This is a genomic window from Ornithinibacillus caprae, assembly GCF_009728145.1.
Taxonomy (GTDB): domain Bacteria; phylum Bacillota; class Bacilli; order Bacillales; family Amphibacillaceae; genus Ornithinibacillus; species Ornithinibacillus caprae.
Window position 1 is genome coordinate 422,258 of record NZ_WOCA01000001.1, and the last position, 23,922, is coordinate 446,179.

Here is a 23,922-nt window from a genome sequence, read left to right on the forward strand (position 1 = left end):
TAATTCCTCCTAGTTAAAAACTAGTTTACGAACATGCTTTGCCTTGTCTGGTATATCAGTAAAAATTCCATCGCATTCATGTTGATAACAATTTAACATTCGACTTGTCTTATTGATCGTATAGACACGAACAGCCATATTTTCTTGGTGTATATGCTCAACAAGTGGTCGATTTAATAATCGATATTTAATATGAAGGGCATTACCACCAAGTTCTTTAGTTAATTGAACGAGATTTCGGTATCTCTTTGATGTTAAAAAAGCTACCTCCAAATTTTTTCTATAGCTTTTCATTCGTTTAATACTATTTGGATTAAATGTCGAAATTGTGCTACGATTTAGTAGTTTATGGTGTCCAAGCATTTCGTAAACAATAGCTTCGATATTCTTATATTCTATTTTATTATTTTTTAGTTCAATATTTAAATATAACGACTTATTTGCGAACCATTGTAAAAATTCATCTAAGGAAAGAATCGTAGCACCAGAAAAGGAAGGGTGGAACCAAGCGCCTGCATCTAATTGTTTTACTTGCTTAAATGTTAGTTGGCTGATTAAACCTGTTCCATTTGTCGTACGCTTAACATTTTCATCATGGATTAAAACAGGAATATGATCCTTGGTTAGTTGTACGTCTGTTTCGATTCCATCAGCCCCCATTTCTACTGCAAGTTCGAATGCTGACATGGTATTTTCTGGTGCATATTTACTTGCCCCTCGATGGGCGATCACTTTTGTTACCAATTTATTCACCTCTTCTCTAGATTTTGTTGTAGTTTTTTTGAAAAGTCAATTAATCTTATGTGACTTTTTCTAGAATAAGGTGTAAAATAAAGAAAAATAATGAATGACCATTCATTTTGGGGGATAATTCATGAATGTATTAGATAAAACAATCAGTCAGATTACTGTTCCAACTCCGTTTGCTGTAGGAGATACCCATGTCTATATTTTAAAAGGTGATACCTTATCGTTAATTGATGCAGGTGTTAAAACTACGGAGGCTTGGGAAGCATTTACCATCCAATTAAAGGAATTAGGATATTATCCGAATGATATAGAACAAATAATTTTAACTCATCATCATCCGGATCACATTGGATTAGTAGAAAATTTTCCACGTGCCAAACGTATGATAGCACATAAAAATGTTGATCTTTGGTTAACACGGGATGAATCCTTTTTTAATCATTATGAGCAATTTTTTCGTGAGCTTTTTCAGATGTCCGGTGTTCCTAAAGAGTATCACGGATTTTTAGATAAGCTACGCCGTCCACTACTTTTTGCAGGAACAGGGAAACTTACAGATATAATCACAGAAGGGGATGCATTACCTGGACATGATGAATGGAAAGTAATTGAAACAAAAGGACATGCGCAAAGTCATCTATCGTTTATACGTGAAGAGGATGGTTCCTTTATTGGAGGAGACCACTTACTATCACATATTTCCTCAAATCCATTGCTTGAACCACCGCTTCATTTTGGCCAAGCACGGCCGAAACCAATGCTACAATATCGTAATAATTTGCAAAAATGTTTATCACTTGGTATTACCAAGGTTTACCCGGGCCATGGAGAAATGTTTAGTAATATAAATGATTTGGTTCCAGCTAGATTAGTAAAGCAGGAACAACGGGCTAGAAAAGTTCTCACGCTATTAAGGGAATATTCTCAAACCGCATTTCAGATTTGCCAACAAATTTTTCCTAAACAATATGAAAAACAGCTCGATTTAACTATGTCAGAAACGATTGGACAACTCGATTACCTTGAAAATGAAAATCTAATTAGTAAAACAAATGAAGATGGAGTTATATATTATCATGCGTGATAAAGTAAAACAGAAAAAAATTATTATCACTGGAGCATCAAGTGGTATAGGAGAAAAAATTGCTTGGCATATTGCAAAGAGTGGTGGAATTCCAATTATGGTAGCTCGGTCAATCGACAAGCTTAAACAACTCCAAACAGCCATGAAAAATGAACTTGACACAACTAGTTTTGTGTACCAAATAGATTTGTTAGATCCTAATCAGTTGACAGCTACTTTTCATTCCATAATCGATGAACATGTTGAGGTTCACGGACTTATTAATAATGCAGGAGTAGGTATTTTTGAGTCTGCTAATGATTTATCCTGGCAGGATATTGAACGTATGTTTCAACTAAATGTCTATGCGCTGATCAAAGGAACAAAAACGGTATTGCCCCATTTTCTAAGAAATAAGAAGGGATCATGTCATATTATTAACATTGCTTCTCAGGCAGGAAAAATGGCTACACCTAAGTCTTCCGTATATGCAGCAACAAAGCATGCGGTATTAGGCTTTACGAATGCAATAAGATTAGAACTCTCAGAGGAAAACATTTTTGTTACTGCAGTTAATCTAGGTCCAGTTCGTACAGCCTTTTTTAAAACGGCTGATCCACATGGAACCTACCAACAAAATGTAGCAAGATATATGCTTGATCCTGATAAGGTTGCTAAAAAGGTAGTCTCCGTACTTTTTACTAGTAGGCGGGAAATAAATATGCCACGCTGGATGGAAGTTGGGAGTAAGCTTTATAATCTATTTCCTGGTATGATGGAAATGGTATTGAAAAGACAGTTTAATAAAAAATAGACACTACAACAGGAGGGTTTCCTAATGGAACTCATGATTACACCGCGAGCGATAGAAAAAATTAATGATTTAAGCAGTGAGCAACCGAGTATTCTATTATGGTATGATACAGAAGGCTGTGGGTGTGGTGTCAATGGGGTACCAACTTTCCGTATCATAAACGACTCATTGAGCACGTATAAAAGGATCTCTAGTAATTTACTACCTGTTTTTGTCCCTGAGCAGCATGCAGTGTTCTTCGGTAAATATATGAAGTTAGATTTTTCTGCTGAAACCTTTAGATTAGTGAGTAACGAGGGGATTCTTAATCCGTTTATTTCACCAGCAAATGTTGTTAGTTAATTTATATATGGCGGTGTATGATTCTATACACCGCCATAATTTGTATTTAGGTTCATTTTTGTGTGAAGGTATTGATATAGAATGAGTAATCTCAGGACCAAGAATTGCTTCGACAACATTGCATCGTACTCAGAAAAAGTGGGTTTTCGTTTATTTTCTCTGCTTATAGATGCTGCTTATAGTTCATTGCTTTTGTAATCTGTTTCAATTCCTGATAAAAAGAATCACTGATATCCGAAGATGGATCTTTATCAATATTTTCACGGAGTTGTTCTACGTTACTTGCTCCAAATACAGCACTCGTAACTGCAGGATGTTTTAAAACATATTTTAATGCAATTGCATTTAATGATTGCTCATGGTCGGTAAAAGTTGACAGCTTATTATAAATCTCTTTCAGTTCACTATAAGTGTATTCTAGATAACCTTCCTGTCCCTTTGTATCAATTTGTTCTTTTGCTCGATTGCTCAACATCCCTTTAGCTAAAGGTCCACGCGCCAATACACTGATATTATGTTTATGGAGAAGGTCTAATACCTCTGACTCTGGACGACGGTCAAGTAGGCTGTACTGCATCATTACAGCATCAATAGTAGAATTGCTGACGTATTCTCGAATGACATTTGGGCGAATGGAAGAAATCCCGTAAGCACGAATGTATCCCTCTTTTTTTAACTGTTCAAACGCTTCGATTGATTCATCAATTGGATCCTCGATTGTGCCCCCATGAAGCATGTAAAAATCGATATAATCAGTTTGTAATCGCCGCAAGCTATCTTTTAGGCCGTTAAGGATATGTTCTTTGGACGGATCCCAAAACCAATCTTTTGTATCCTTTGAAAAATGATTTCCAACTTTTGATGTTAAAATTACTTCCTGTCTCTTATGTTTAATAGCTTCACCGACAATTTCTTCATTTTTTCCAAAGTCATATAAATCTGCAGTGTCTAGGTGATTTACACCAGAATCAAGTGCATAATCAATCATATAGGTTGCTTGTTTCTGATTTGTACCAAGTGACATACAACCAAAGGTTAATTCTGAGATTTCGATATCTGAATTTCCTAGTTGATTTTTATTCATCTAATATTACCTCCTATTGGTTCTAGTTTCATTGTAGAAACACATGGAGTGAAACACAACTATTTGAGCTAAAAGAAAATATGCTAAAATGGAACTGTCTATTACAAATAAGGGAATGATCGGTTGATGAAAAAATTTGAAGAGAAAACAATTCATACGGAGCAAATATTTAATGGAAAAGTGGTTAATCTCCAAGTAGATGAGGTACGTTTGCCGAATGGGAAAACATCTAAGCGTGAATTAATTAAACATCCTGGAGCGGTAGCAGTTATTCCTATTACCAAAGATAATAAAATTGTGTTTGTAGAGCAATATCGTAAACCATTGGAAAAATCGTTAATTGAAATACCAGCAGGTAAGTTAGAACCAGGAGAAAAACCAGAAAAAACAGCACTTCGAGAATTAGAGGAGGAGACAGGTTACCGTAGCAATCAGCTTGATTTCGTATCATCTTTTTATACATCGCCTGGATTTGCAGATGAACTTATGTACATATTCATAACAAAGGAAATCGAAAAGGTAAAAGACCCATTATCACCAGATGAAGATGAGTTTGTTGAGATCATCGAATTAACGTTGGATGAGGCAATAGAGTATGTTCAACAACAGCGAATTCATGATGCAAAGACGAATTATGCTATTTTATATTTAGAAATGCTAGAAAGGATGTAACGAATTGCTTCACTCTTACTTTGCAGATATGCATATTCATATTGGAAGAGATATGTATGGAAAGCCGGTAAAAATCACCGGTTCAAAAAGTTTAACATTAACAAATATACTAAAAGAATCCAGTAGAAATAAAGGAATACATATGGTCGGTGTCATCGATAGCCATGCTCCTGCAGTTCAGCAAGAGCTCAAATCATTAATTAATCAAGGACAAGCACATGAATTACAGGATGGTGGAGTTCGTTTTGAGGAAGTCACATTAATTCTTGGGTCTGAAATAGAAGTATATGATGAACATTGTCACGGTCCTATTCATGTATTATGTTATTTTCCGACATTAGAAAAGATAGAACATTTTTCAAAATGGCTTGTTACGAAAATGAAAAATATCACATTAAGTTCACAACGATATTATGGAACAGCAAAGGAACTGCAATATAAAGTTAAAGAATTAGGTGGAATCTTTATTCCAGCACATGTTTTTACACCTTTTAAAAGTCTTTATGGAAAAGGGGTTAAACGTTCATTAGAAGAAGTATTTGATCCTGATTTAATAGATGGTATTGAGCTAGGTCTTAGCTCAGATACAGAAATGGCTGATCAGATAAAAGAGCTACACCGATATACGTTTGTAACGAACTCGGATGCACATTCCTTGGCTAAAATAGCCCGTGAATATCAAGAGGTTGTAATGGCTGAACCTTCTTTTAAAGAATTTGAATGGTCCTTGCATGACGTAGGCGACCGAAAAATAGCTCGAAACTTTGGTATGAATCCAAAATTAGGTAAATATCACACTACTGTTTGCGACCATTGTTTGGAGCAAGTAAGCCCGGGAACTAGTGAATGCCCGAGTTGTGGTTCGAAGAAAATAATTAAGGGAGTTTTTGATAGAATTAATGAACTAGCAGATGCGAAAGAAAAACATAAGGGAAGACCACCTTATTTATACCAAGTACCTTTAGAATATTTACCGAAATTAGGTCCGAAAACATTTGATAAGTTATTATCACATTTTCATACAGAAATGAATGTAATTCACCATGCTTCCTTAGAAGAGTTACGAGAGATTGTACCTGAGAAATTAGCTTTGTCTATTATTCATATGAGAGAAGGAAAATTACAGATCAAAGCCGGTGGGGGAGGAAAGTATGGAAGCATCCGTTCTAGTAATTAATTTGATAAAAAGATAGAATAATTGGTATTTTTATTAGGAATTCTTCATAGTTTTTAACTATAAGAGCATCTCGAATGGAGGATTCCTATGTACAAAAAAAGTGTGCAAGCAGTAGATCATATGAGGGAATACGCAACGATATATTTATTTATGGTAATCTTGTTTCTAACAGGAATAATATTCGGTGCTATCATTGTTAATAGTATGAATATACCCCAAAAGCAAGATTTATTCTTTTATTTAGAACGTTTTTTTGGTCAAATTTCAAGTGGACAAACGATTGAAAATAAAGATATTTTAAAAGAAAGCTTCTTTTATCATGTGAAATATCTAGGTTTATTATTTATATTAGGTTTATCTGTTATCGGTTTGCCGATTGTATGGATATTACTTTTTATAAAAGGTTTGGTAGTTGGATTTTCAGTTGGTTTTCTAGTTAACCAGCTTGGTATGCAAGGTTTTTTATTAGCTTCATTTTCAATCGCACCACAAAATATAGTAATTATACCAATCTATATTATTGCTGGTAGTTTATCGATGATTTTTTCGTTAACTTTATTAAATAAATTATTTTCACGAAAGTTCTCTCATTCATTAACACAGCCTTTTGTCCGATATGTTAGTGTGTTTTGCATATTGCTCCTATTGTCATTTGCAGCTGCATCACTAGAAGCATTTGTTGCAAATGGTGCACTAGAATCGCTAATAAAAAGTTATTATTCAACTAGTTAAAACGAAGAATTTCTGTTATTATTAATAATAATTATAAAATAATAATGAAAATGTACTTAAATAATACTCATTATACTTTACACTACTTTTAACTGTGCATATAATTAAAGGTGGGATATGAGGGAGGGATCTGCTATGGAACATCGCATTGATCGTATAAAAAAACAACTCCATGCACAAAGCTACAAGCTAACTCCACAAAGAGAAGCGACAGTTCGTGTTTTATTAGAACGTGAAGAAGACCATTTAAGTGCTGAAGACATTTATCTTCTTGTTAAAGAGAAAGCACCTGAAATTGGTCTGGCTACTGTATATAGAACATTAGAATTACTTTCTGAATTAAAAATAGTTGATAAAATAAATTTTGGTGATGGGGTTTCAAGATATGATTTGCGTAAGGAAGGTGCAGAGCATTTCCATCATCACTTAGTATGTATTGAATGTGGATCTGTAGAAGAAATTATGGATGATTTACTAGGAGATGTAGAGAAAATCGTTGAGAAAGAATGGGGCTTTAAAGTAAAAGACCATCGTTTAACATTTCATGGTCTTTGCAAGAAGTGCCAAAAAACTGCTCCTGTGGAAGTATCATAAAATTGTACGAATTAGAGTAGAATGTCTTTTTTCTTATAGAGAAAAGGCATTTTTAAATTTTTTAGAGATGTTTTATCAAAATAATATTTTACAAAGAAAGGTAAATGCGTTATTTTTGAACTAGAGGAATTGTATATGTTATTCGTCAATTTAAATGTACTAGAATTATAGTTATATGTATAATCCTAATCTTTTTTGGCATATCTTTTAATATGACTATTATTAAAAGAGGAGAAATGCCAGATGAAACGAGTGGTATGGGATACAATTAAAGTTTTCGTCATATTTGTTGCATGTACTTTTTTATTCTACTTTGGTTTACAAGTCATGCACGCTGAATACGAACAATATCATCGCTATGATCCACCGGAAGGACCGTCAATTAAAGTATTTAATGAAGAGCAAAGTTTGTTAGATCGTTTGAATTTATTTTTTCGATTAGGAGAGTAACCTTATGTTAAAGTATGCATTCGAAGATTTTTTTCACTACTTACAAATAGAGCGAGGATTATCTGATAATACGATCAGCTCCTATAAACGAGATTTGAAAAAGTACGTACAATATATTAACAAAATAGTCCAAAAAGATGATTGGGATCATGTTAGTAGAGCGGATATTATTGGATTTTTGCATACATTAAAGGATAGCGGAAAATCTGCAGCAACAATGGCGAGAACAATATCATCCATTCGACTTTTTCATCAGTTTTTAATTCGCGAAGAATTAGTTCATCAAGATGCTAGTTTACATATTGAAACACCTAAAATTGAACGAAAACTTCCTCATGTTTTATCTATGCAAGAGGTTGATAGCCTTCTAAATATGAAAGCTACTACCCCTTTAGAGCTGCGAAATAAGGCAATGCTAGAATTACTTTATGCGACAGGATTGCGTGTGAGTGAATTAATCTCGTTAACAATGAATGATTTACATTTAACGATGGGATTTGTACGTTGTTTTGGTAAGGGATCAAAAGAGAGAATTGTTCCATTAGGTGATGTTGCACATAATGCCGTTGACCAGTATATTAACCATGCACGAAATAATCTGTTAAAGAAAAATAAAGATGAAACTATATTATTTGTTAACCAACATGGAAAACCTTTAACAAGACAAGGTTTTTGGAAAATATTAAAAGCGATTGCAAAAGAAGCAGATATTCAAAAAGAAATAACACCTCATACACTAAGACATTCTTTTGCTACTCATTTATTAGAAAATGGGGCTGATTTACGTGCTGTTCAAGAAATGCTGGGGCACACCGATATATCAACGACGCAAATTTACACACATGTAACGAAAACTAGATTAAAAGATATGTATAAAACATATCATCCAAGAGCTTAGTATTTATTTTTTAATTATAGTTGTCTGACATCATACAACATGATGAGAAAGTAATCATATATTTGTACATATTAGACAATATAATCAACAGGAGGTATTAAAAATGAAAAACTTTGATCGAATTTTTCTAATTGTAATGGATTCTGTAGGGATTGGAGAAGCACCTGATGCCGAAAAATTCAACGATAAAGGTGCTGATACGTTAGGGCATATTGCTGATCATATGAATGGCTTAGAAATGCCAAACATGGGAAAATTAGGGCTTAGTAATATAAGAGAAATTAAAGGGATTCAGAAAGCCGAAAAGCCAATGGCACACTTTACGAAAATGCAGGAAGCTTCAAATGGGAAGGATACAATGACAGGACATTGGGAAATTATGGGTCTTCATATAGAACAGCCATTCCGAACGTTTCCAGATGGATTTCCTAAAGAGCTTATTCAGGAACTAGAGGAAAAAACCGGTAGAAAAATAATAGGAAATAAGCCTGCTTCCGGTACTGCTATTCTAGATGAATTAGGAAAAGAGCATATGGATACTGGTGCACTTATTGTATATACATCTGCAGATTCCGTATTACAAATTGCTGCACATGAGGAAATTATACCGATCGAGGAGCAATACCGTATTTGTGAAATTGCTAGGGAAATAACATTAGATGAAAAATATATGGTTGGACGTGTAATCGCTAGACCGTTTATTGGTAAGCCTGGTGAGTTTGAACGAACATCTAATCGACATGATTATGCGTTAAAGCCTTTTGGTCGAACAGTGATGAATACCTTAAAAGATCAAAATTATGATGTTGTTGCCATAGGTAAAATATCAGATATTTATGACGGTGAGGGTGTGACAAAGGCTATTCGTACAGTAGATAACGATGATGGCATGACCAAGCTAGTGGAATCAATGGATAAAAATTTTAATGGAATTAGTTTTTTAAACCTAGTTGATTTTGATGCAAAATATGGTCATCGCCGGGACCCACAAGGCTATGGCAAGGCGTTAGAGAACTTTGATAAAAGATTACCAGAGGTTTTAGATAAACTTCAGGAGAATGACCTCTTAATTATTACTGCAGATCATGGTAATGATCCAGTTCATCATGGTACAGATCACACTCGTGAATACGTTCCTTTAGTTGTTTATCACACAGGAATAACGGAAGGTAAGAAACTACCATTAAGAGAAACATTTGCTGACATTGGAGCGACAGTAGCTGAGAACTTTAATGTTGATCTACCGGAGTTCGGAAGAAGCTTTTTAAATGAAATTAAATAATAGGAAGGTGACCAAAACATGGATCAAACTTTAATTAAGGAAGCAAGTAATTATATTCAAGAAAAATTAGCACATAAACCAACAATAGGATTAATCCTTGGGTCTGGGTTGGGCGTTTTAGGGGATGAAATAGAGAATCAAACAACAATTCCGTATTCAGATATCCCGCATTTTCCTGAATCAACTGTTTCAGGTCATAAAGGACAGCTTGTTATTGGAACGTTAGAAGGGAAGCAAGTCATAGCAATGCAAGGTAGATTTCATTTTTATGAAGGCTACACAATGCAACAAGTGACCTTTCCAGTAAGAGTAATGAAGGACTTAGGAATTGAGTCGATTATCGTAACGAATGCTGCAGGAGGAATAAATGAAGGGTTTGAACCTGGAGATTTAATGGTAATCACCGATCATATTAATAATATGGGAACCAATCCATTGATTGGACCAAATAATGAAGAGCTTGGTGCACGATTCCCAGACATGTCTAAAGTATATGATCCAGAATATGTACAACATGCTTCCCAGTGTGCTAAAGAACTAGGGCTGACGATTCGACAAGGGGTATATGTTGGGAACACAGGTCCTGTATATGAAACACCAGCTGAAGTAAGAATGTTACGAACGCTAGGTGGTGATGCGGTTGGTATGTCTACGGTTCCTGAAGTAGTTGTAGCTGGACATGCGGGGATACGCGTTTTAGGTATTTCATGTATTTCTAATATGGCAGCAGGAATATTGGACCAGCCTTTAACGCATCATGAAGTAATTGAAACAACTGAAAAAGTAAGAGAAGACTTTTTACGCTTTGTTAAGAAAATAATAAGTACCTTACCAAACTAAAAAAAGAGAGTGATACCCATGAGAATGTACGACATCATTGAAAAAAAACGTGATGGAAAAGAATTAACCGAGGAAGAGATTACATTTTTTATAGATGGTTATACAAAAGGAGAAATTCCTGATTATCAAGTAAGTGCACTAATGATGGCAATCTACTTTCAAGACATGACCGAAAAAGAAAGAGCTACATTAACAACAGCGATGGTGGAGTCAGGGGATCAAATTGATTTATCTGCTATTGCTGGAATTAAGGTTGATAAACACTCTACAGGTGGTGTGGGTGACACAACAACATTGATACTAGCTCCTTTAGTTGCATCTTTAGGAGTCCCTGTAGCAAAAATGAGTGGTAGAGGACTTGGTCATACTGGTGGAACGATTGATAAATTAGAATCTGTTCCTGGATTTCATGTTGAAATAACAAATGATGAATTTATTGATCTTGTTAACAAAAATAAAGTGGCCGTTATTGGACAGTCAGGTAATTTAACTCCTGCTGATAAAAAGTTATATAGTCTTAGGGATGTAACCGCAACGGTGAATTCGATCCCACTTATAGCTAGCTCTATCATGAGTAAAAAAATAGCTGCTGGTGCTGATGCGATCGTATTAGACGTTAAAACAGGTGCTGGCGCATTTATGAAAAAGTTTGACGATGCAAAAGAGCTTGCTAAAGCTATGGTTTCTATTGGAAATCATGTTGGTCGAAAAACAATGGCAGTTATATCAGATATGAGCCAGCCATTAGGAAATGCAATTGGAAACTCACTAGAAGTTAAAGAAGCGATTGATACATTGCAAGGAAAAGGTCCAAGAGATTTAACCGAATTATGCCTAACGCTAGGAAGTCAGATGGCTGTTGTAGGAAATAAAGCGAATAGCCTAGAGGAAGCAAAAGCTAGATTGGAAGAAAATTTACACAATGGAAAAGCATTTGAGCAATTTAAACTATTTCTTGCTTCTCAAGGTGGAGACACTAGTGTTGCAGATGACCCTTCCTTGCTACCGAAAGCATCGGTTCAAGTAAGCTTACCAGCTAAGCAATCTGGAACAGTAGCTTCTATTATAGCCGATCAAATTGGTACAGCTGCTATGATGTTAGGAGCAGGTAGGGCAACGAAGGAATCGAAAATAGACCTATCCGTTGGAATAGTTTTACATAAGAAAATTGGCGATAAAGTTGAAAAAGATGAGCCGTTGTTAACTATTCATGCAAATAACGATGACTTGGATACGGTCATGAATAAGTTATATGAAAGTATACAAATAACAGAAGAAGTGGTAAAAGCTCCATCGCTAATTTATGATGTAATCACAGGGTAATGGTAATAAAGCACATGAATCTTCATGTGCTTTTTTTGATTGTATCTAAGAAATATTTCTACCCAGTACTAAGTGGAACTAATGGCTTTGCTTTAAAGGTATGCTGAAGCCAAGTTTTCTCCATATATTTTGTTATAAAATACACGTATCATGGCAATCCTAAAATTATATTGATTGCTGGAGGTATAAGTATGAAAAAATATGCTCTAATGATAAGTGTTTTATTTTTGGCGATGTCTTTCATCAATCTTTCCGTTTATGCTGAGGAAAATAAGGAAGCGGAGAGTAAGGACTCTTTAAATCTTGCACCAGATGCTAAGTCAGCTATATTAATGGAGCGGGATACCGGCAAGATACTTTATGACAAAAATGCAAACGAAAAATTGCCACCCGCTAGTATGACGAAGGTAATGACTCTTTTATTAATTATGGAAGAGTTTGAAAAAGGAAATTTGAAAAAAGATGAAGTTATAAGAATTAGTGAAAACGCAGCTTCTATGGGTGGTTCGCAGATATTTTTAGAGGCTGGAGAAGAAATGTCAGTTAATGACTTGCTAAAAGGCATTGCCATCGCTTCTGGAAATGATGCTAGTGTTGCATTAGCAGAAAGAATTGCAGGAAGTGAAGAAGCATTTGTCGAAAGAATGAACCAAAAAGTAAAAGAACTAAAATTAAAGAATACGAAATTTCAAAATGTAACGGGATTACCAGCAGATGATCACTATAGTACTTCCCATGATATGGCAGTTATTGCAAAAGAACTTTTGAAATACGAATCGATTACAGAGTATACATCGATCTATGAAGATTATTTACGAAAAGGTCAAAAGGATGAATTTTGGCTTGTTAACACAAATAAATTAGTTCGTTTCTATCCTGGGGTAGATGGATTAAAAACAGGATTTACAAATGATGCAAAATATTGTTTAACTGCAACAGCAAAGAAAAATGATATGCGTGTTATCGCTGTGGTTATGGGTGTAGATTCACCAAAAGAGCGTAATGCAACTGTATCCAAGATGTTAGATTATGCCTTTAATACGTACGATACCAAGAAATTATTTGATAAAGGTGAATTAATCACAAGCTTACAACTGTTAAAGGCTGAACAAAAAAATATTGAAATTGTAGCTTCACAATCGATAAGTACGATCTTCAAAAAAGGTGAGTCAGTAGAAAACATAACTACGACTGTGGACTTAGAAAGTGATTTAGAAGCACCGTTAAAAAAAGGTGATCAGGTTGGCACCTTAACTGTCAAAAATGAGGATAAAATATTATCTGAGACACCGTTAATTGTTGAAAAAGATATTGATCGAGCATCATTTATGACATTATTTAAGAGATCTTTAGAAAGCTTGTCGAAACATCGGTGATTTGAAATGAATACCACGAAATTCTTCTAGTTTTGTCAAGAGGCAGGAATTTGCCCATATTATCAAGAATCAGTACTTACAAGGAATTGTAAGGAGGAAAATAAATGGGCTTAAGTTACACTTTTGACGTAAGAGAAGATGTGCTGATTGTTCGATTAGCTGGTGAAATAGATCACCATGAATCTGAAAGCTTACGAGAAAAATGGAAAGAAACAATGTATACCAATTCAGTTAAGCATGTAATTTTAAATCTAGAAGCTGTCTCCTTCATGGACAGTTCAGGTTTAGGTGTCGTTTTAGGAAGGTATAAGGAAGTTCTACAACTGGGAGGCGAAATGGTTGTATGCGAAGTTCCTCCTTCAATCAAACGTTTGTTTGAAATGTCTGGTCTGTTTAAGATCGTTCGTTTAGAGGAGAGCGAGGAATTTGCTTTAGAAACATTGGGGGTGGCTTCATGAAAAATGAAATGTCTATTGAGTTTTCAAGTGTAAGTCAAAACGAATCATTCGCAAGAGTAACTGTTGCAGCATTTGTAACACAATTGGATCCAACAATGGATGAATTAACTGAAATTAAAACAGTAGTATCTGAAGCGGTAACGAATGCCATTATTCATGGCTATAATAATGAGCCAAATCATAAAATATCTATTTCATGTGTACTTTATGATGGTGAAGTTGAAATTACAATTAGGGATTATGGAATAGGAATTGAAAATGTTGATGAAGCTCGACAACCGTTATACACGTCTAAACCTGATTTGGAAAGGTCTGGTATGGGTTTTACCATCATTGAAAACTTTATGGATTCTGTAGAAGTTATATCAAAGCCAGAACAGGGTACTACCGTTCATATGAAGAAGCAGTTAACTAAAAGTAAAACGGTTTATAATTAGGATGTGCTGCTTATGGATGTAAACGTAAAGCATGATAAGCAGAAAGAATCCTTAACAGACGAGCAAGTCAAAGAATATATTGCTAGAAGTCAACAAGGTGATAAGCATGCGAGAGATATACTAGTTGAAAAAAATATTCGATTAGTTTGGTCTGTTGTTCAACGATTTATGAATAGAGGGTATGACCCAGATGACCTTTTCCAAATAGGAAGCATTGGCTTAATTAAATCTATTGATAAGTTCGATCTTTCCTATGATGTACGATTTTCAACCTATGCGGTACCAATGATCATTGGTGAAATTCAACGATTTTTACGTGACGATGGTAGTGTCAAAGTAAGTCGATCATTAAAGGAAATAGGAAATAAAATTCGTAAGAAAAAAGACGAACTAACCAAACAAAATGGACGCTCACCAACTGTTAATGAAATAGCAGAAGCACTAGAGATAACACCAGAGGAAGTGGTACATGCTCAAGAGGCAGCAAAAGCTCCACATTCTATTCATGAAACAGTATTTGAAAATGATGGGGATCCAATAACGCTTCTGGATCAAATAGCCGATCAAGACTCTAATTGGTTTGACAAGCTATCGTTACAGGAAGCAATTAGAGGTTTAAATGAAAGAGAAAGATTAATATTGTATTTGAGGTACTACAAGGATAAAACCCAATCGGAAGTTGCTGAAAGGTTAGGTATTTCACAAGTCCAAGTATCTCGATTAGAAAAGAAAATATTATATGAAATGAAGGATAAGATGGATATGTAAAAAATCACCACATTGAGTGGTGATTTTTTTATTATAATTATTCCTTTTCTACAGATACTAATTAGTATCGAACGGGAAAAGGTGGAATACGCTGTGGCTGAAATTGTTTATTTAAGAATGAAAAAAAATCTTGAATTAGACCGTATGCAAGAGCTTCAGTTAAAACATATCGCCTTCATTACAACGCAATCTAAACGAAAGAGAGAATTAGAAAATGCACGAATTTATCGTATAACTGAAAAAGACCAAGACTTAGTTGTAATAGATAGTTTTTTAGTAATAGATCACTTAAATCGCTTATATCCAAACTTGGAAATTCAGTTAATTGGACCTACTCATACAATTGTAAGAATCTATAGGAGAAAAAAACTACCTTCTACACTCATTGCTAGTGTCGTTTGGATTCTACTGTTTATAGGCACTGCGATGACTATTATGAACTTTCATTATGATGTAAGCATGCAGGAAGTCCAACAAAAACTACATTTCTTACTAACTGGAGAAGAAAATGAGTATCCATTATGGATACAGATCCCATACTCCATTGGACTTGGATTAGGAATGTTGTTATTTTTTAACCATTGGTTTAACAAACGCTTTAATGAAGAACCCAGTCCTCTAGAAGTGGAAATATTTAATTACCAGCAAGCCCTCGATCAATATATTAGTCATCATGAGAATAAGCTAAATGATCCAGACCATACTCGTTAATATAATTCAAATTTTAATAGGGTTTGCGGGAGGGCTTGCAGTCGGTAGTGGGTTTGTTGCCTTTTTAACCGTCTTGGGGATTATTCCAAGATTAATTCAGATTGCGAAAGGGAATCATTTAATCAAGGTATTAATTGGGTGTGTAATAGGAGGTTCCATCTTTGGGACTTATTTGTCGTTTACAGGGGTATCATGGAATCAACCGATCATCCTTCTTGTTATTTGGGGATTATTTCACGGGATTTTTAACGGTATGCTGGCTGCTGCTCTTACTGAGGTATTAAATGTCTTCCCAATTATAACAAAACGGATTGGGCTTGAGCAGTATTTATTATGGTTATTAATGGCAGTAGTTTTTGGGAAAATAGCAGGATCACTATTCCAATGGCTTGTCCTAGTAAAATAACTGGATACAGTATCAAAAATGTATGAACAATTGGAGTGAATGAATTTGAGTAAAAGTCCAATATCTGCGAAGATCGATGATACATTGGCATATATGAAAGAAAGAGTTGGCGTCGAAACCTCTTATGACGTTGGCTATCGAGAAGTAACTATATTAAAAAAGAGAATTCAATTATATTATCTTACAGGGTTAGTTGATAGCTTGATTGTTCAGGAATTGATTAAAGAACTTGTCAATATGAATGATCACGAAACTAATAAACGAAAAGTTCCAGAAATTATTGAAAATAGACTCATCCATCAACAAGTAGAGACAGTTAAAACTATGGATGAAGCAGTAGATCAAATCTTATCAGGACTTATCGTTGTATTTATTGATGGGGAACGCTATGCGAAAGTAATCGATACAAGAAGTTATCCAGGTAGATCACCCGAAGAACCGGATACAGAGAGGGTAGTACGTGGCTCTCGGGACGGGTTCACAGAAAACATTGTGGAAAATACCGCTTTAACTAGACGTCGAATTCGTGATACACGATTACGACATGAAATGTTAAAAGTTGGAGAAAGGTCCAAGACGGATGTTTGTATAAGTTATGTAAAGGATATTGCAGATGAAGGGCTTGTTCAGTTAATAAAAGATAAGATTAATGATATTGAAATCGACGGTATTTCAATGGCCGAAAAGACACTGGAAGAATATATCGTGGAACGCAACTGGAATCCATTTCCATTAGTGCGATATACCGAAAGGCCTGACGTTGCTGCAAGCCATTTATTAGAAGGTCATGTATTAATAATGGTTGATACATCGCCGAGTGTCATTATTTTACCAACCACTTATTTCCATCATGTACAACATGCAGAGGAACATCGACAAGTACCAATGATAGGGACGTTTATTCGGTGGACTAGATTCTTGGCAATTTTTGCATCTTTGTTTTTATTACCATTATGGCTTTTGTTTGTTATGGATCCGAGTTTATTACCGAAGGCATTATCATTTATCGGGCCAAATGAAGAAGGAAACGTTCCAGTAGTAATTCAAATCATATTAGGCGTGATTGGAATTGAGTTCTTAAGGATGGCAGCAATTCATACGCCTACAGCATTATCAACAGCTATGGGTTTAATTGCTGCAGTTTTGATTGGACAAATAGCAATTGATGTTGGAATGTTCAGCCCCGAGGTGATTTTATATATTTCAATAAGTGCAATTGGTTCTTATGTTACTCCAAGTTATGAATTAAGTGTTGCTAATAAAATTGCCAACCTATTTTTAGTAATTGCCACTGCAGTATTTGGCCTAATAGGCTTCATCATTAGCTTTACAGTATTTATCTTGTTCTTAGCAAGTATACGTTCCATAAGGACACCATATTTATGGCCGTTCATTCCCTTCAATGCCACAGCATTATTTAACATTCTATTTCGAGTTCCAGTACCATTTACAAACAGCAGGCCAAGCATTGTTCATCCGAAAAATAATTATCGTCAACCAGCTAATAAATAATGAAATCACCGAAAATATTATACCGAAAACCTCGTTCAAGTGTGATTAAACGGGGTTTTTTCTTTTGTTTTCTTATTTGTTATGATAAAGTATGTATGATTTAGACAATATGCGAGAAATTTTGCATGCTTTAAAAAGTTTCATTTTTCCCTTGTATAATTGGGAATAGAGTATTTACTAGTAATAGTTAATTCATAAATGAAAGTTTTTAACAAGATGGAGGATTAAAGAAATGAAAATAGATGATCATCCTTTTCAAATTAATGAAAAAGGCCATTTAGAAATTGGTGGATTGGATACTATTGAGTTAGCCGAAAAATATGGAACACCTCTATATGTTTATGATGTTTCTATGATTCGTGAAAATTGCCGAGCATTTGTCCAAACGTTTCAAGAACTAGGAGTGCGTGCGCAGGTAGCCTATGCTAGTAAAGCATTTTCTTCTATTGCTATTTTACAGGTCATGAAACAGGAAGGATTATCGGTTGACGTTGTTTCTGAAGGTGAGCTGTATACCGCATTACAAGCAGGTATCCCTGCAGGTAAGATCCATTTACATGGTAATAATAAAAGTATTGATGAGCTAGCATTGGCAATCAAAAATGATATTGGGTGTATTGTAGTCGATAACTTCTATGAAATTGATTTATTAGAGAAGTTATTAGCTGAGCATAACAAAGAAATCGATGTATTGATACGTGTTACCCCAGGGATCAATTCCAAAACACATCAATATATTATGACGGGAAATGAAGACTCTAAATTTGGCTTTAACATGCACAATGGTCAAGCAGAAAAAGCATTTCAACAATTACAAAATCATGATCGAATTCGTTTTAAAGGCTTACATTGCCATATCGGATCACAAATCTTTGAAACTGACCGTTTTATAAAGGCTGTTGATATCTTATTTAAGGAATTAGCTGAATGGAAAAATCAATATAACTATACACCAGAAGTATTAAATTTTGGTGGAGGCTTTGGAATTAAATATACGAATGAAGACTCTCCAATACCATTAAACCTATATGTTGAAGAATTAGTTAACTCGATAACTTTCCATATACAAAAATTAAACATGCCTATGCCTGAAATTTGGATTGAACCTGGAAGATCTATTGTTGGAAATGCTGGAATAACATTGTATACAGTTGGCTCGACAAAGGAAATTCCCGGGGTACGTAATTATATTGCGGTGGATGGTGGAATGACTGATAATTTACGACCTGCACTATATCAAGCGAAATATCATGGGGTTATAGCTAATAAAGCGGGACTACCAAATACAAAGGAAGTATCTGTTGCAGGAAAGTGCTGTGAATCTGGGGATATGCTTATTTGGGATTTGGCCACTCCAGAAATTGATCATGGAGATATCCTTGCTGTATTCTCAACTGGTGCTTATGGTTATTCAATGGCAAATAATTATAATCGTTTTTCCAAAGCAGCGGTTGTGTTTGTTGAAGATGAAGTAGATAAGCTTATTGTTAAACGCGAGACGTATAAGGATATTTTAAGAAACGATTTATCCTATGAGTAATTATTCTATTTGACTTCCGTCTTTAAAATTTAAATCATCCATGATAACATGAAATAAATGTAAACTTATTAGAACACAATTAGTTAGGAGATTGAAAAAGATGACAAAAAAAGGTTATTTTGAAATGGAAAATGGAAATAAAATTGAATTTGAGCTTTATCCAAATGAAGCACCGAATACGGTAGCAAATTTTGAAAAACTTGCGAATGATGACTTTTATGATGGGTTAACTTTCCACCGTGTAATAGATGGGTTTGTTAGCCAGGGTGGATGTCCAGTTGGAAATGGAACAGGCTCAGCTGGATACACAATCAACTGTGAAACAGACGGCAACCCTCATAGACATGTAGAAGGTAGTTTGTCTATGGCTCATGCTGGAAAAGATACAGGAAGCTGTCAGTTTTTTATTGTTCATGAACCACAGCCACATTTAGATGGTGTTCATACCGTGTTTGGACAGGTTACATCAGGCATGGAACATGTTAAGGCTATGAAAAATGGAGATATGATGAAGGAAGTTAAAGTAATTTCTGAGTAAAATGAATAGTATTTGAGGTAAATAAATGGATATTTACTTATTATTATACTTATTTTTAATTGCTGCTCCGTTTAGTACTATAATTCATGAATTAGGTCATTTGGTCGGTGCCACAATAGTAAAGGCCGACCAAATCACCTTGTCTATTGGTACAGGGAAAAATGCATATACCTTCAGTAAAGACAACATACGTATTTCATTTCAGCCCAGCTTTTTACTAACCGGACTAACAAAAAGTGAACGAAGTAAACCCTATAATTCATTGGAAGTTGCTTTTATTACGTTTTGTGGTCCATTATTTAATATTCTATCCTTTATTCTATTTACTGGCTTACATAACTTTGTCCATGAAAACTCGTATTTTTTCCTATTAATGCTTTTAAACGGTTGGATAGCTACTGTTAATATGGTTCCGTTTAAAGTAAACAACAAGGAATCAGACGGGTATATTATATTTAAACAGCTTTTTAAAAATGAATAATGTAAATAAAACGTATGTTTTAAAGTTAATTAGTTTATACTTATTAAGGATGATTATGCTTGAATAAACAAAAAAAGAAAAATCTTATTTTATTTTTAACCTTATTAACCATTGGTATGGTATGGGGATTTGTTTATTGGTTTTTTATTGTTCTGTAAAAAAATCATGTTTGACAAATAGGACAGAATAAGGCATAAATATATATACAATCTCTTACAGTTGTGTCGTAATGAGTTTGTGTTACATATTCTATGATAGATAAGTTTTTAATGAGGGATATCTATGTTGATACGATATAAAAAGAATTTAGAAAAGATTGCAATGGGTTTACTGTCTTTTATGCCGGAAGAAAAAGATGTAAAGAAATTGCAACAAACGATAAAAGAATACGAGACTAATCCAGATTGGCATCTTTACCTTTGGAAGGAAGTAGATGACGTACTAGGTGCTATCGGAGTTAGAATTGAAGATGAAATAACTGCAGTTATTCAGCATATTTCTGTTAATCCATCACACCGTAATTTAGGTATCGGTAAAAAAATGGTAAACGAAGCAACAAAGATTTATGAAGGTAAATATTCTGTTTGCGGAGACGATATGACCGAACAATTTTTCAATAAATGTGGAGAACAGACAAATCAGAGTGAAAACCCGTAAACAAAAACCAGCCCTATATGGATAGGGCTGATTTTTGTTCTACTTTTTATGGCCATTTTGTAATCGTAGCTACTGTATCTAACTATCTTATAACCAAGCAGCACCAACGATAATTAAAAGAATGAATAATACTACGATTAACGCAAAGCCTCCACCATAACCATAAGTTGCACCCATGATTAAATTCCTCCTTTTTTTCTTCCGATAAATGTTTTGTGGTAACATTTATCTTTCGTTAATAACTTATGTCAAAATTAAAATCGTGTATAGGCGTTTATGACACAAGATAATTTTTTTATCATTTTTTTACTAAGCAAGTCTAAGCTTTCTTATGCTGCATAAATGCAACTAAGGCTTTTTCTATAAAAGTTTGGCAAAAGCAGAGTTTTCTAAAGTTGATTTTTGGAAAGGAAGATGACAATGAATCAAGCATATAAAGTTAAATTGGATACGTTTGAGGGGCCGCTTGATTTATTATTGCATCTGATCAATCGTTATGAAATAGATATTTATGATATCCCTGTTGCACAGATTACAGAACAATACATGGAATATATTCATACCATGCAACGCTTGGAGTTAAATATAGCAAGTGAGTATTTAGTAATGGCTGCAACGCTTCTTGCTATTAAAAGTCAAATGCTCCTACCTAAGCAAGAAATAACCGATGAATCTGATGAATATGAGGAAGATCCACGTGAGGAATTAATGCAACGTTTGATTGAATATCGAAAGTATAAGCAGGCAGCAGAGCAGTTGAAGGAAAAAGAAGTTGATTCCAATCAAATTTTTACGAGGGCACCGTTATCTTTTGATACAGAGGAGTTTTCGAAGGCTCCAGTTATCGAACAAGGTGATATTTCTATTTATGATATGTTAGGTGCTTTAGGAAAAATGCTTGAACGAAAAAAATGGAAGGCTCCTTTAGAAACAAGTGTTCAACGTAGCGGGGTTCCGATTGAACAAAGAATGGTTGAAATTTTACATCTTGTAAAAGTAGCACGCGACGGGATTTATTTCGATGATATGTTTACTCATAAAACCCGTTCACATATTGTCGTTACATTTATAGCTTTATTAGAGTTAATGAAAAAGAATGAAGTTACTTGTAAACAGAAGAATCATTTTGATTCATTATTTGTATATTATGTGGGGGATTAATCGTGGAAATGAAGGAACTGAAGGCAGTTTTAGAAGGGCTATTATTTGCAAGCGGTGATGAGGGCATTACGGTAAAGCAAACATCTAAAATCTTGGATATTACCGAAGAAGCAGTAGAGCATTTAATTGAAGAACTGAAGTATGATTATGAGCATGTTACACGTGGTATTATGATAATGAAATCACATGAGGTGTATCATTTAACGACGAAGCCAGAACACAGTGAGTATTTTAAAAAGTTATTAGAAACGCCACAGGCTAGCCGAATGTCACAGGCAGCACTTGAGACACTGGCAATTATTGCTTATAAGCAACCAATTACCAGAACTGAAATTGAAGAAATAAGAGGTGTGAAAAGTGATCGCCCCGTGCAAACCTTAATTGCTAGATCCCTAATAGAAGAGGTTGGGAGAAGAGAAGGTGCGGGTAGGCCAGTTTTATTTGGAACTACTAAAGATTTCTTAACGTACTTTGGCTTGACCTCCTTAGATGAGCTACCACCACTACAAGACAATTTAGACACAGAAGAATTAGAACATGAAGCAGACCTATTCTTCGAACGTTTTAATCAAATGGAAACAGATTCAACTAATCAAAATTAAGATAAAAGCAACACTATTTACCTTTAACAAATCCGTATCACATATGTGGGAACGGATTTTTTTATTTGGCTTAATGGGGAAAATAATCATATCACCAGTAGACGAGCATAAAATATATTCAGATACATAAAAACTGTAGGAGGAAAATACATGCGGTTCCTTGCAACTATTTTGATTACGCTGTTAATCTTTACTTTTTCGTTCCCTGTAATTGGACAAGCAAGTCCAAGTGTATCTGCTCAAAATGCGATATTAATAGAGAAGAATACTGGTAGAGTACTTTTCGAAAAGCAGGCACATGAAAAAGAATTAATTGCTAGTACGACTAAAATTATGACAGCGCTTCTTGCTGTAGAATCTGGAAAACTTGATGAGACAGTTACTGTTAGTGAGCGTGCAGTATATACAGAGGGCTCTTCCATTTATTTAAAGCCGGGAGAAAAAATAAAATTAGAGGACCTTGTGTACGGTTTAATGCTCAGATCAGGAAATGATGCTGCTGTTGCAATAAGTGAACATATTGGAGGTAGTGTAGAAGGTTTTGTTCATTTAATGAATGAAAAAGCAAAGTGGCTAGGAATGACGAATACTAGCTTTGAAAATCCACATGGTTTAGATGGAGAAGAACATTATTCTACCGCCTATGATATGGCATTGCTCATGAGACAGGCCATGAACAATGAACATTTTCAAAAGATCACAAGTACTACATCTTATAAATCCGAGAGTAGATCATATAGCTGGCAAAACAAAAACAAGTTACTTACGATGTTCTATGAATATTGTACTGGTGGAAAGACAGGATTTACGAAAGCAGCTGGTAGAACGTTAGTTTCTAGTGCAAGTAAGGATGGCATGGAATTAATTGCTGTTACATTTAATGCGCCTGATGACTGGCGTGATCATATGAAGATGTTTGATTGGGGATTTGACAATTATGAGATGGAATCGATTGCATCTGAAGGAGAAATACAGTTTAAGGTAGAAGAATCAGATGAACCTGTTGTAGGTTATATTCATTCAGATAGGTTGTATCCATTAACAGAAGAGGAAAAAGGTAAGCTAGATAAAAAACGTTTTCTAGTAGAAAACAAAGTAGATTCCGGTGAAGAGATAATCGGAAAATCTATCGTTTACTTGGATTCCGAGCCAATAACAGAAGTACCTATTTTTCACGTTGAGGTAAGTCAAGAACAAGAAACGATCTTTGATGATGTTATATCTGTACTAAAAAGATTTATTAGGTTGAGTTAA

29 protein-coding genes are annotated in these 23,922 nt (G+C 34.7%); 26 read left to right on the top strand and 3 right to left on the bottom strand.

What is annotated here, in order from left to right:
• Window positions 1-9: 9 nt before the first annotated feature.
• On the bottom strand, window positions 10-744 hold the full coding sequence (locus GMD78_RS02165; RefSeq protein ID WP_155666676.1) for a glycerophosphodiester phosphodiesterase: 735 nt from the start codon (window positions 742-744) through the stop codon (window positions 10-12).
• A gap of 130 nt (window positions 745-874) precedes the next feature.
• Between GMD78_RS02165 and GMD78_RS02170 the strand changes: the two genes are divergently transcribed.
• From GMD78_RS02170 to GMD78_RS02180, 3 genes are read left to right on the top strand one after another with little or no spacing between them, the layout of a single operon-like run.
• Window positions 875-1,834 carry an MBL fold metallo-hydrolase gene (locus GMD78_RS02170; protein ID WP_155666678.1) on the top strand — a complete coding sequence of 320 codons (960 nt, stop codon included), beginning with the start codon at window positions 875-877 and terminating at the stop codon, window positions 1,832-1,834.
• On the top strand, window positions 1,827-2,627 hold the full coding sequence (locus GMD78_RS02175) for an SDR family NAD(P)-dependent oxidoreductase (RefSeq protein ID WP_155666680.1): 801 nt from the start codon (window positions 1,827-1,829) through the stop codon (window positions 2,625-2,627). Before GMD78_RS02170 ends, GMD78_RS02175 begins: the two co-directional genes overlap by 8 nt.
• A 24-nt stretch (window positions 2,628-2,651) precedes the next feature.
• The gene (locus GMD78_RS02180) at window positions 2,652-2,969 is read left to right on the top strand and encodes an iron-sulfur cluster biosynthesis family protein (RefSeq protein WP_155666682.1); all 318 of its coding nucleotides are present in this window, start codon (window positions 2,652-2,654) and stop codon (window positions 2,967-2,969) included.
• A gap of 163 nt (window positions 2,970-3,132) precedes the next feature.
• Here GMD78_RS02180 and GMD78_RS02185 read toward each other — a convergent pair whose 3' ends face one another.
• Window positions 3,133-4,053, bottom strand: coding sequence for an aldo/keto reductase (locus tag GMD78_RS02185; protein ID WP_155666684.1), 921 nt, complete (start codon window positions 4,051-4,053; stop codon window positions 3,133-3,135).
• Between the two features lie 126 nt (window positions 4,054-4,179).
• On the opposite strand from GMD78_RS02185, the gene GMD78_RS02190 reads away from it, so the two are divergent.
• From GMD78_RS02190 to GMD78_RS02285, 20 genes are all read left to right on the top strand, one after another.
• Complete coding sequence (locus GMD78_RS02190; protein ID WP_196493698.1) at window positions 4,180-4,725, top strand: NUDIX hydrolase; 546 nt, start codon at window positions 4,180-4,182, stop codon at window positions 4,723-4,725.
• A 4-nt stretch (window positions 4,726-4,729) separates the two neighbouring features.
• Window positions 4,730-5,902, top strand: coding sequence for an endonuclease Q family protein (locus tag GMD78_RS02195; RefSeq protein WP_155666688.1), 1,173 nt, complete (start codon window positions 4,730-4,732; stop codon window positions 5,900-5,902).
• A gap of 87 nt (window positions 5,903-5,989) precedes the next feature.
• Window positions 5,990-6,634, top strand: coding sequence for a stage II sporulation protein M (gene spoIIM, locus GMD78_RS02200; protein ID WP_155666690.1), 645 nt, complete (start codon window positions 5,990-5,992; stop codon window positions 6,632-6,634).
• Between the two features lie 135 nt (window positions 6,635-6,769).
• Window positions 6,770-7,228 (top strand): ferric iron uptake transcriptional regulator, encoded by a 459-nt coding sequence (gene fur / locus GMD78_RS02205; protein WP_155666693.1) that lies wholly within the window; start codon window positions 6,770-6,772, stop codon window positions 7,226-7,228.
• 243 nt (window positions 7,229-7,471) lie between these two features.
• Window positions 7,472-7,678 (top strand): YqzK family protein, encoded by a 207-nt coding sequence (locus tag GMD78_RS02210; RefSeq protein WP_155666695.1) that lies wholly within the window; start codon window positions 7,472-7,474, stop codon window positions 7,676-7,678.
• A gap of 4 nt (window positions 7,679-7,682) precedes the next feature.
• Window positions 7,683-8,576: a site-specific tyrosine recombinase XerD gene (xerD, locus tag GMD78_RS02215; RefSeq protein ID WP_155666697.1), complete on the top strand. Its 894-nt coding sequence runs from the start codon at window positions 7,683-7,685 to the stop codon at window positions 8,574-8,576.
• 103 nt (window positions 8,577-8,679) lie between these two features.
• A complete protein-coding gene (gene deoB / locus GMD78_RS02220; RefSeq protein ID WP_155666699.1) occupies window positions 8,680-9,858 on the top strand; it encodes a phosphopentomutase in 1,179 nt (392 codons plus the stop codon).
• 18 nt (window positions 9,859-9,876) lie between these two features.
• Window positions 9,877-10,698, top strand: a complete 822-nt coding sequence (locus GMD78_RS02225) for a purine-nucleoside phosphorylase (RefSeq protein ID WP_155666701.1) — start codon at window positions 9,877-9,879, stop codon at window positions 10,696-10,698.
• Between the two features lie 18 nt (window positions 10,699-10,716).
• Window positions 10,717-12,021 carry a pyrimidine-nucleoside phosphorylase gene (locus GMD78_RS02230; RefSeq protein ID WP_155666703.1) on the top strand — a complete coding sequence of 435 codons (1,305 nt, stop codon included), beginning with the start codon at window positions 10,717-10,719 and terminating at the stop codon, window positions 12,019-12,021.
• 191 nt (window positions 12,022-12,212) lie between these two features.
• Complete coding sequence (locus tag GMD78_RS02235) at window positions 12,213-13,397, top strand: D-alanyl-D-alanine carboxypeptidase family protein (protein ID WP_155666705.1); 1,185 nt, start codon at window positions 12,213-12,215, stop codon at window positions 13,395-13,397.
• Between the two features lie 104 nt (window positions 13,398-13,501).
• Window positions 13,502-13,855, top strand: a complete 354-nt coding sequence (gene spoIIAA, locus GMD78_RS02240; RefSeq protein WP_155666707.1) for an anti-sigma F factor antagonist — start codon at window positions 13,502-13,504, stop codon at window positions 13,853-13,855.
• Entirely contained in the window at window positions 13,852-14,292 is a 441-nt protein-coding gene (gene spoIIAB, locus GMD78_RS02245; protein WP_155666709.1) for an anti-sigma F factor, read from the top strand. The genes spoIIAA and spoIIAB overlap by 4 nt, the downstream gene beginning before the upstream one ends.
• 12 nt (window positions 14,293-14,304) lie before the next feature.
• Entirely contained in the window at window positions 14,305-15,060 is a 756-nt protein-coding gene (sigF, locus tag GMD78_RS02250) for an RNA polymerase sporulation sigma factor SigF (protein WP_155666711.1), read from the top strand.
• Window positions 15,061-15,153: 93 nt separating this feature from the next.
• Complete coding sequence (locus GMD78_RS02255) at window positions 15,154-15,771, top strand: stage V sporulation protein AA (RefSeq protein ID WP_343042064.1); 618 nt, start codon at window positions 15,154-15,156, stop codon at window positions 15,769-15,771.
• Entirely contained in the window at window positions 15,749-16,177 is a 429-nt protein-coding gene (locus tag GMD78_RS02260) for a stage V sporulation protein AB (protein ID WP_155666713.1), read from the top strand. The genes GMD78_RS02255 and GMD78_RS02260 overlap by 23 nt, the downstream gene beginning before the upstream one ends.
• A gap of 39 nt (window positions 16,178-16,216) precedes the next feature.
• Window positions 16,217-17,689: a spore germination protein gene (locus tag GMD78_RS02265; RefSeq protein ID WP_155666715.1), complete on the top strand. Its 1,473-nt coding sequence runs from the start codon at window positions 16,217-16,219 to the stop codon at window positions 17,687-17,689.
• Window positions 17,690-17,921: 232 nt separating this feature from the next.
• Window positions 17,922-19,229, top strand: a complete 1,308-nt coding sequence (gene lysA / locus GMD78_RS02270; protein WP_155666717.1) for a diaminopimelate decarboxylase — start codon at window positions 17,922-17,924, stop codon at window positions 19,227-19,229.
• Between the two features lie 100 nt (window positions 19,230-19,329).
• Complete coding sequence (locus tag GMD78_RS02275) at window positions 19,330-19,767, top strand: peptidylprolyl isomerase (RefSeq protein ID WP_155666719.1); 438 nt, start codon at window positions 19,330-19,332, stop codon at window positions 19,765-19,767.
• A 25-nt stretch (window positions 19,768-19,792) separates the two neighbouring features.
• Window positions 19,793-20,248 (top strand): site-2 protease family protein, encoded by a 456-nt coding sequence (locus tag GMD78_RS02280; RefSeq protein WP_155666721.1) that lies wholly within the window; start codon window positions 19,793-19,795, stop codon window positions 20,246-20,248.
• Between the two features lie 282 nt (window positions 20,249-20,530).
• Window positions 20,531-20,905 (top strand): GNAT family N-acetyltransferase, encoded by a 375-nt coding sequence (locus tag GMD78_RS02285; protein ID WP_155666723.1) that lies wholly within the window; start codon window positions 20,531-20,533, stop codon window positions 20,903-20,905.
• 87 nt (window positions 20,906-20,992) lie between these two features.
• Here GMD78_RS02285 and GMD78_RS02290 read toward each other — a convergent pair whose 3' ends face one another.
• Entirely contained in the window at window positions 20,993-21,082 is a 90-nt protein-coding gene (locus GMD78_RS02290) for a YjcZ family sporulation protein (RefSeq protein ID WP_090866981.1), read from the bottom strand.
• 243 nt (window positions 21,083-21,325) lie between these two features.
• Here GMD78_RS02290 and GMD78_RS02295 point away from each other — a divergent pair, with 243 nt between their 5' ends.
• The 3 genes from GMD78_RS02295 to GMD78_RS02305 all read left to right on the top strand — a co-directional run bounded on the left by GMD78_RS02295 (window position 21,326) and on the right by GMD78_RS02305 (window position 23,922).
• A complete protein-coding gene (locus GMD78_RS02295) occupies window positions 21,326-22,066 on the top strand; it encodes a segregation/condensation protein A (protein WP_155666725.1) in 741 nt (246 codons plus the stop codon).
• 2 nt (window positions 22,067-22,068) lie between these two features.
• Window positions 22,069-22,668, top strand: coding sequence for an SMC-Scp complex subunit ScpB (gene scpB, locus GMD78_RS02300; RefSeq protein WP_343042065.1), 600 nt, complete (start codon window positions 22,069-22,071; stop codon window positions 22,666-22,668).
• A 150-nt stretch (window positions 22,669-22,818) separates the two neighbouring features.
• Window positions 22,819-23,922: a D-alanyl-D-alanine carboxypeptidase family protein gene (locus tag GMD78_RS02305; RefSeq protein ID WP_155666727.1), complete on the top strand. Its 1,104-nt coding sequence runs from the start codon at window positions 22,819-22,821 to the stop codon at window positions 23,920-23,922.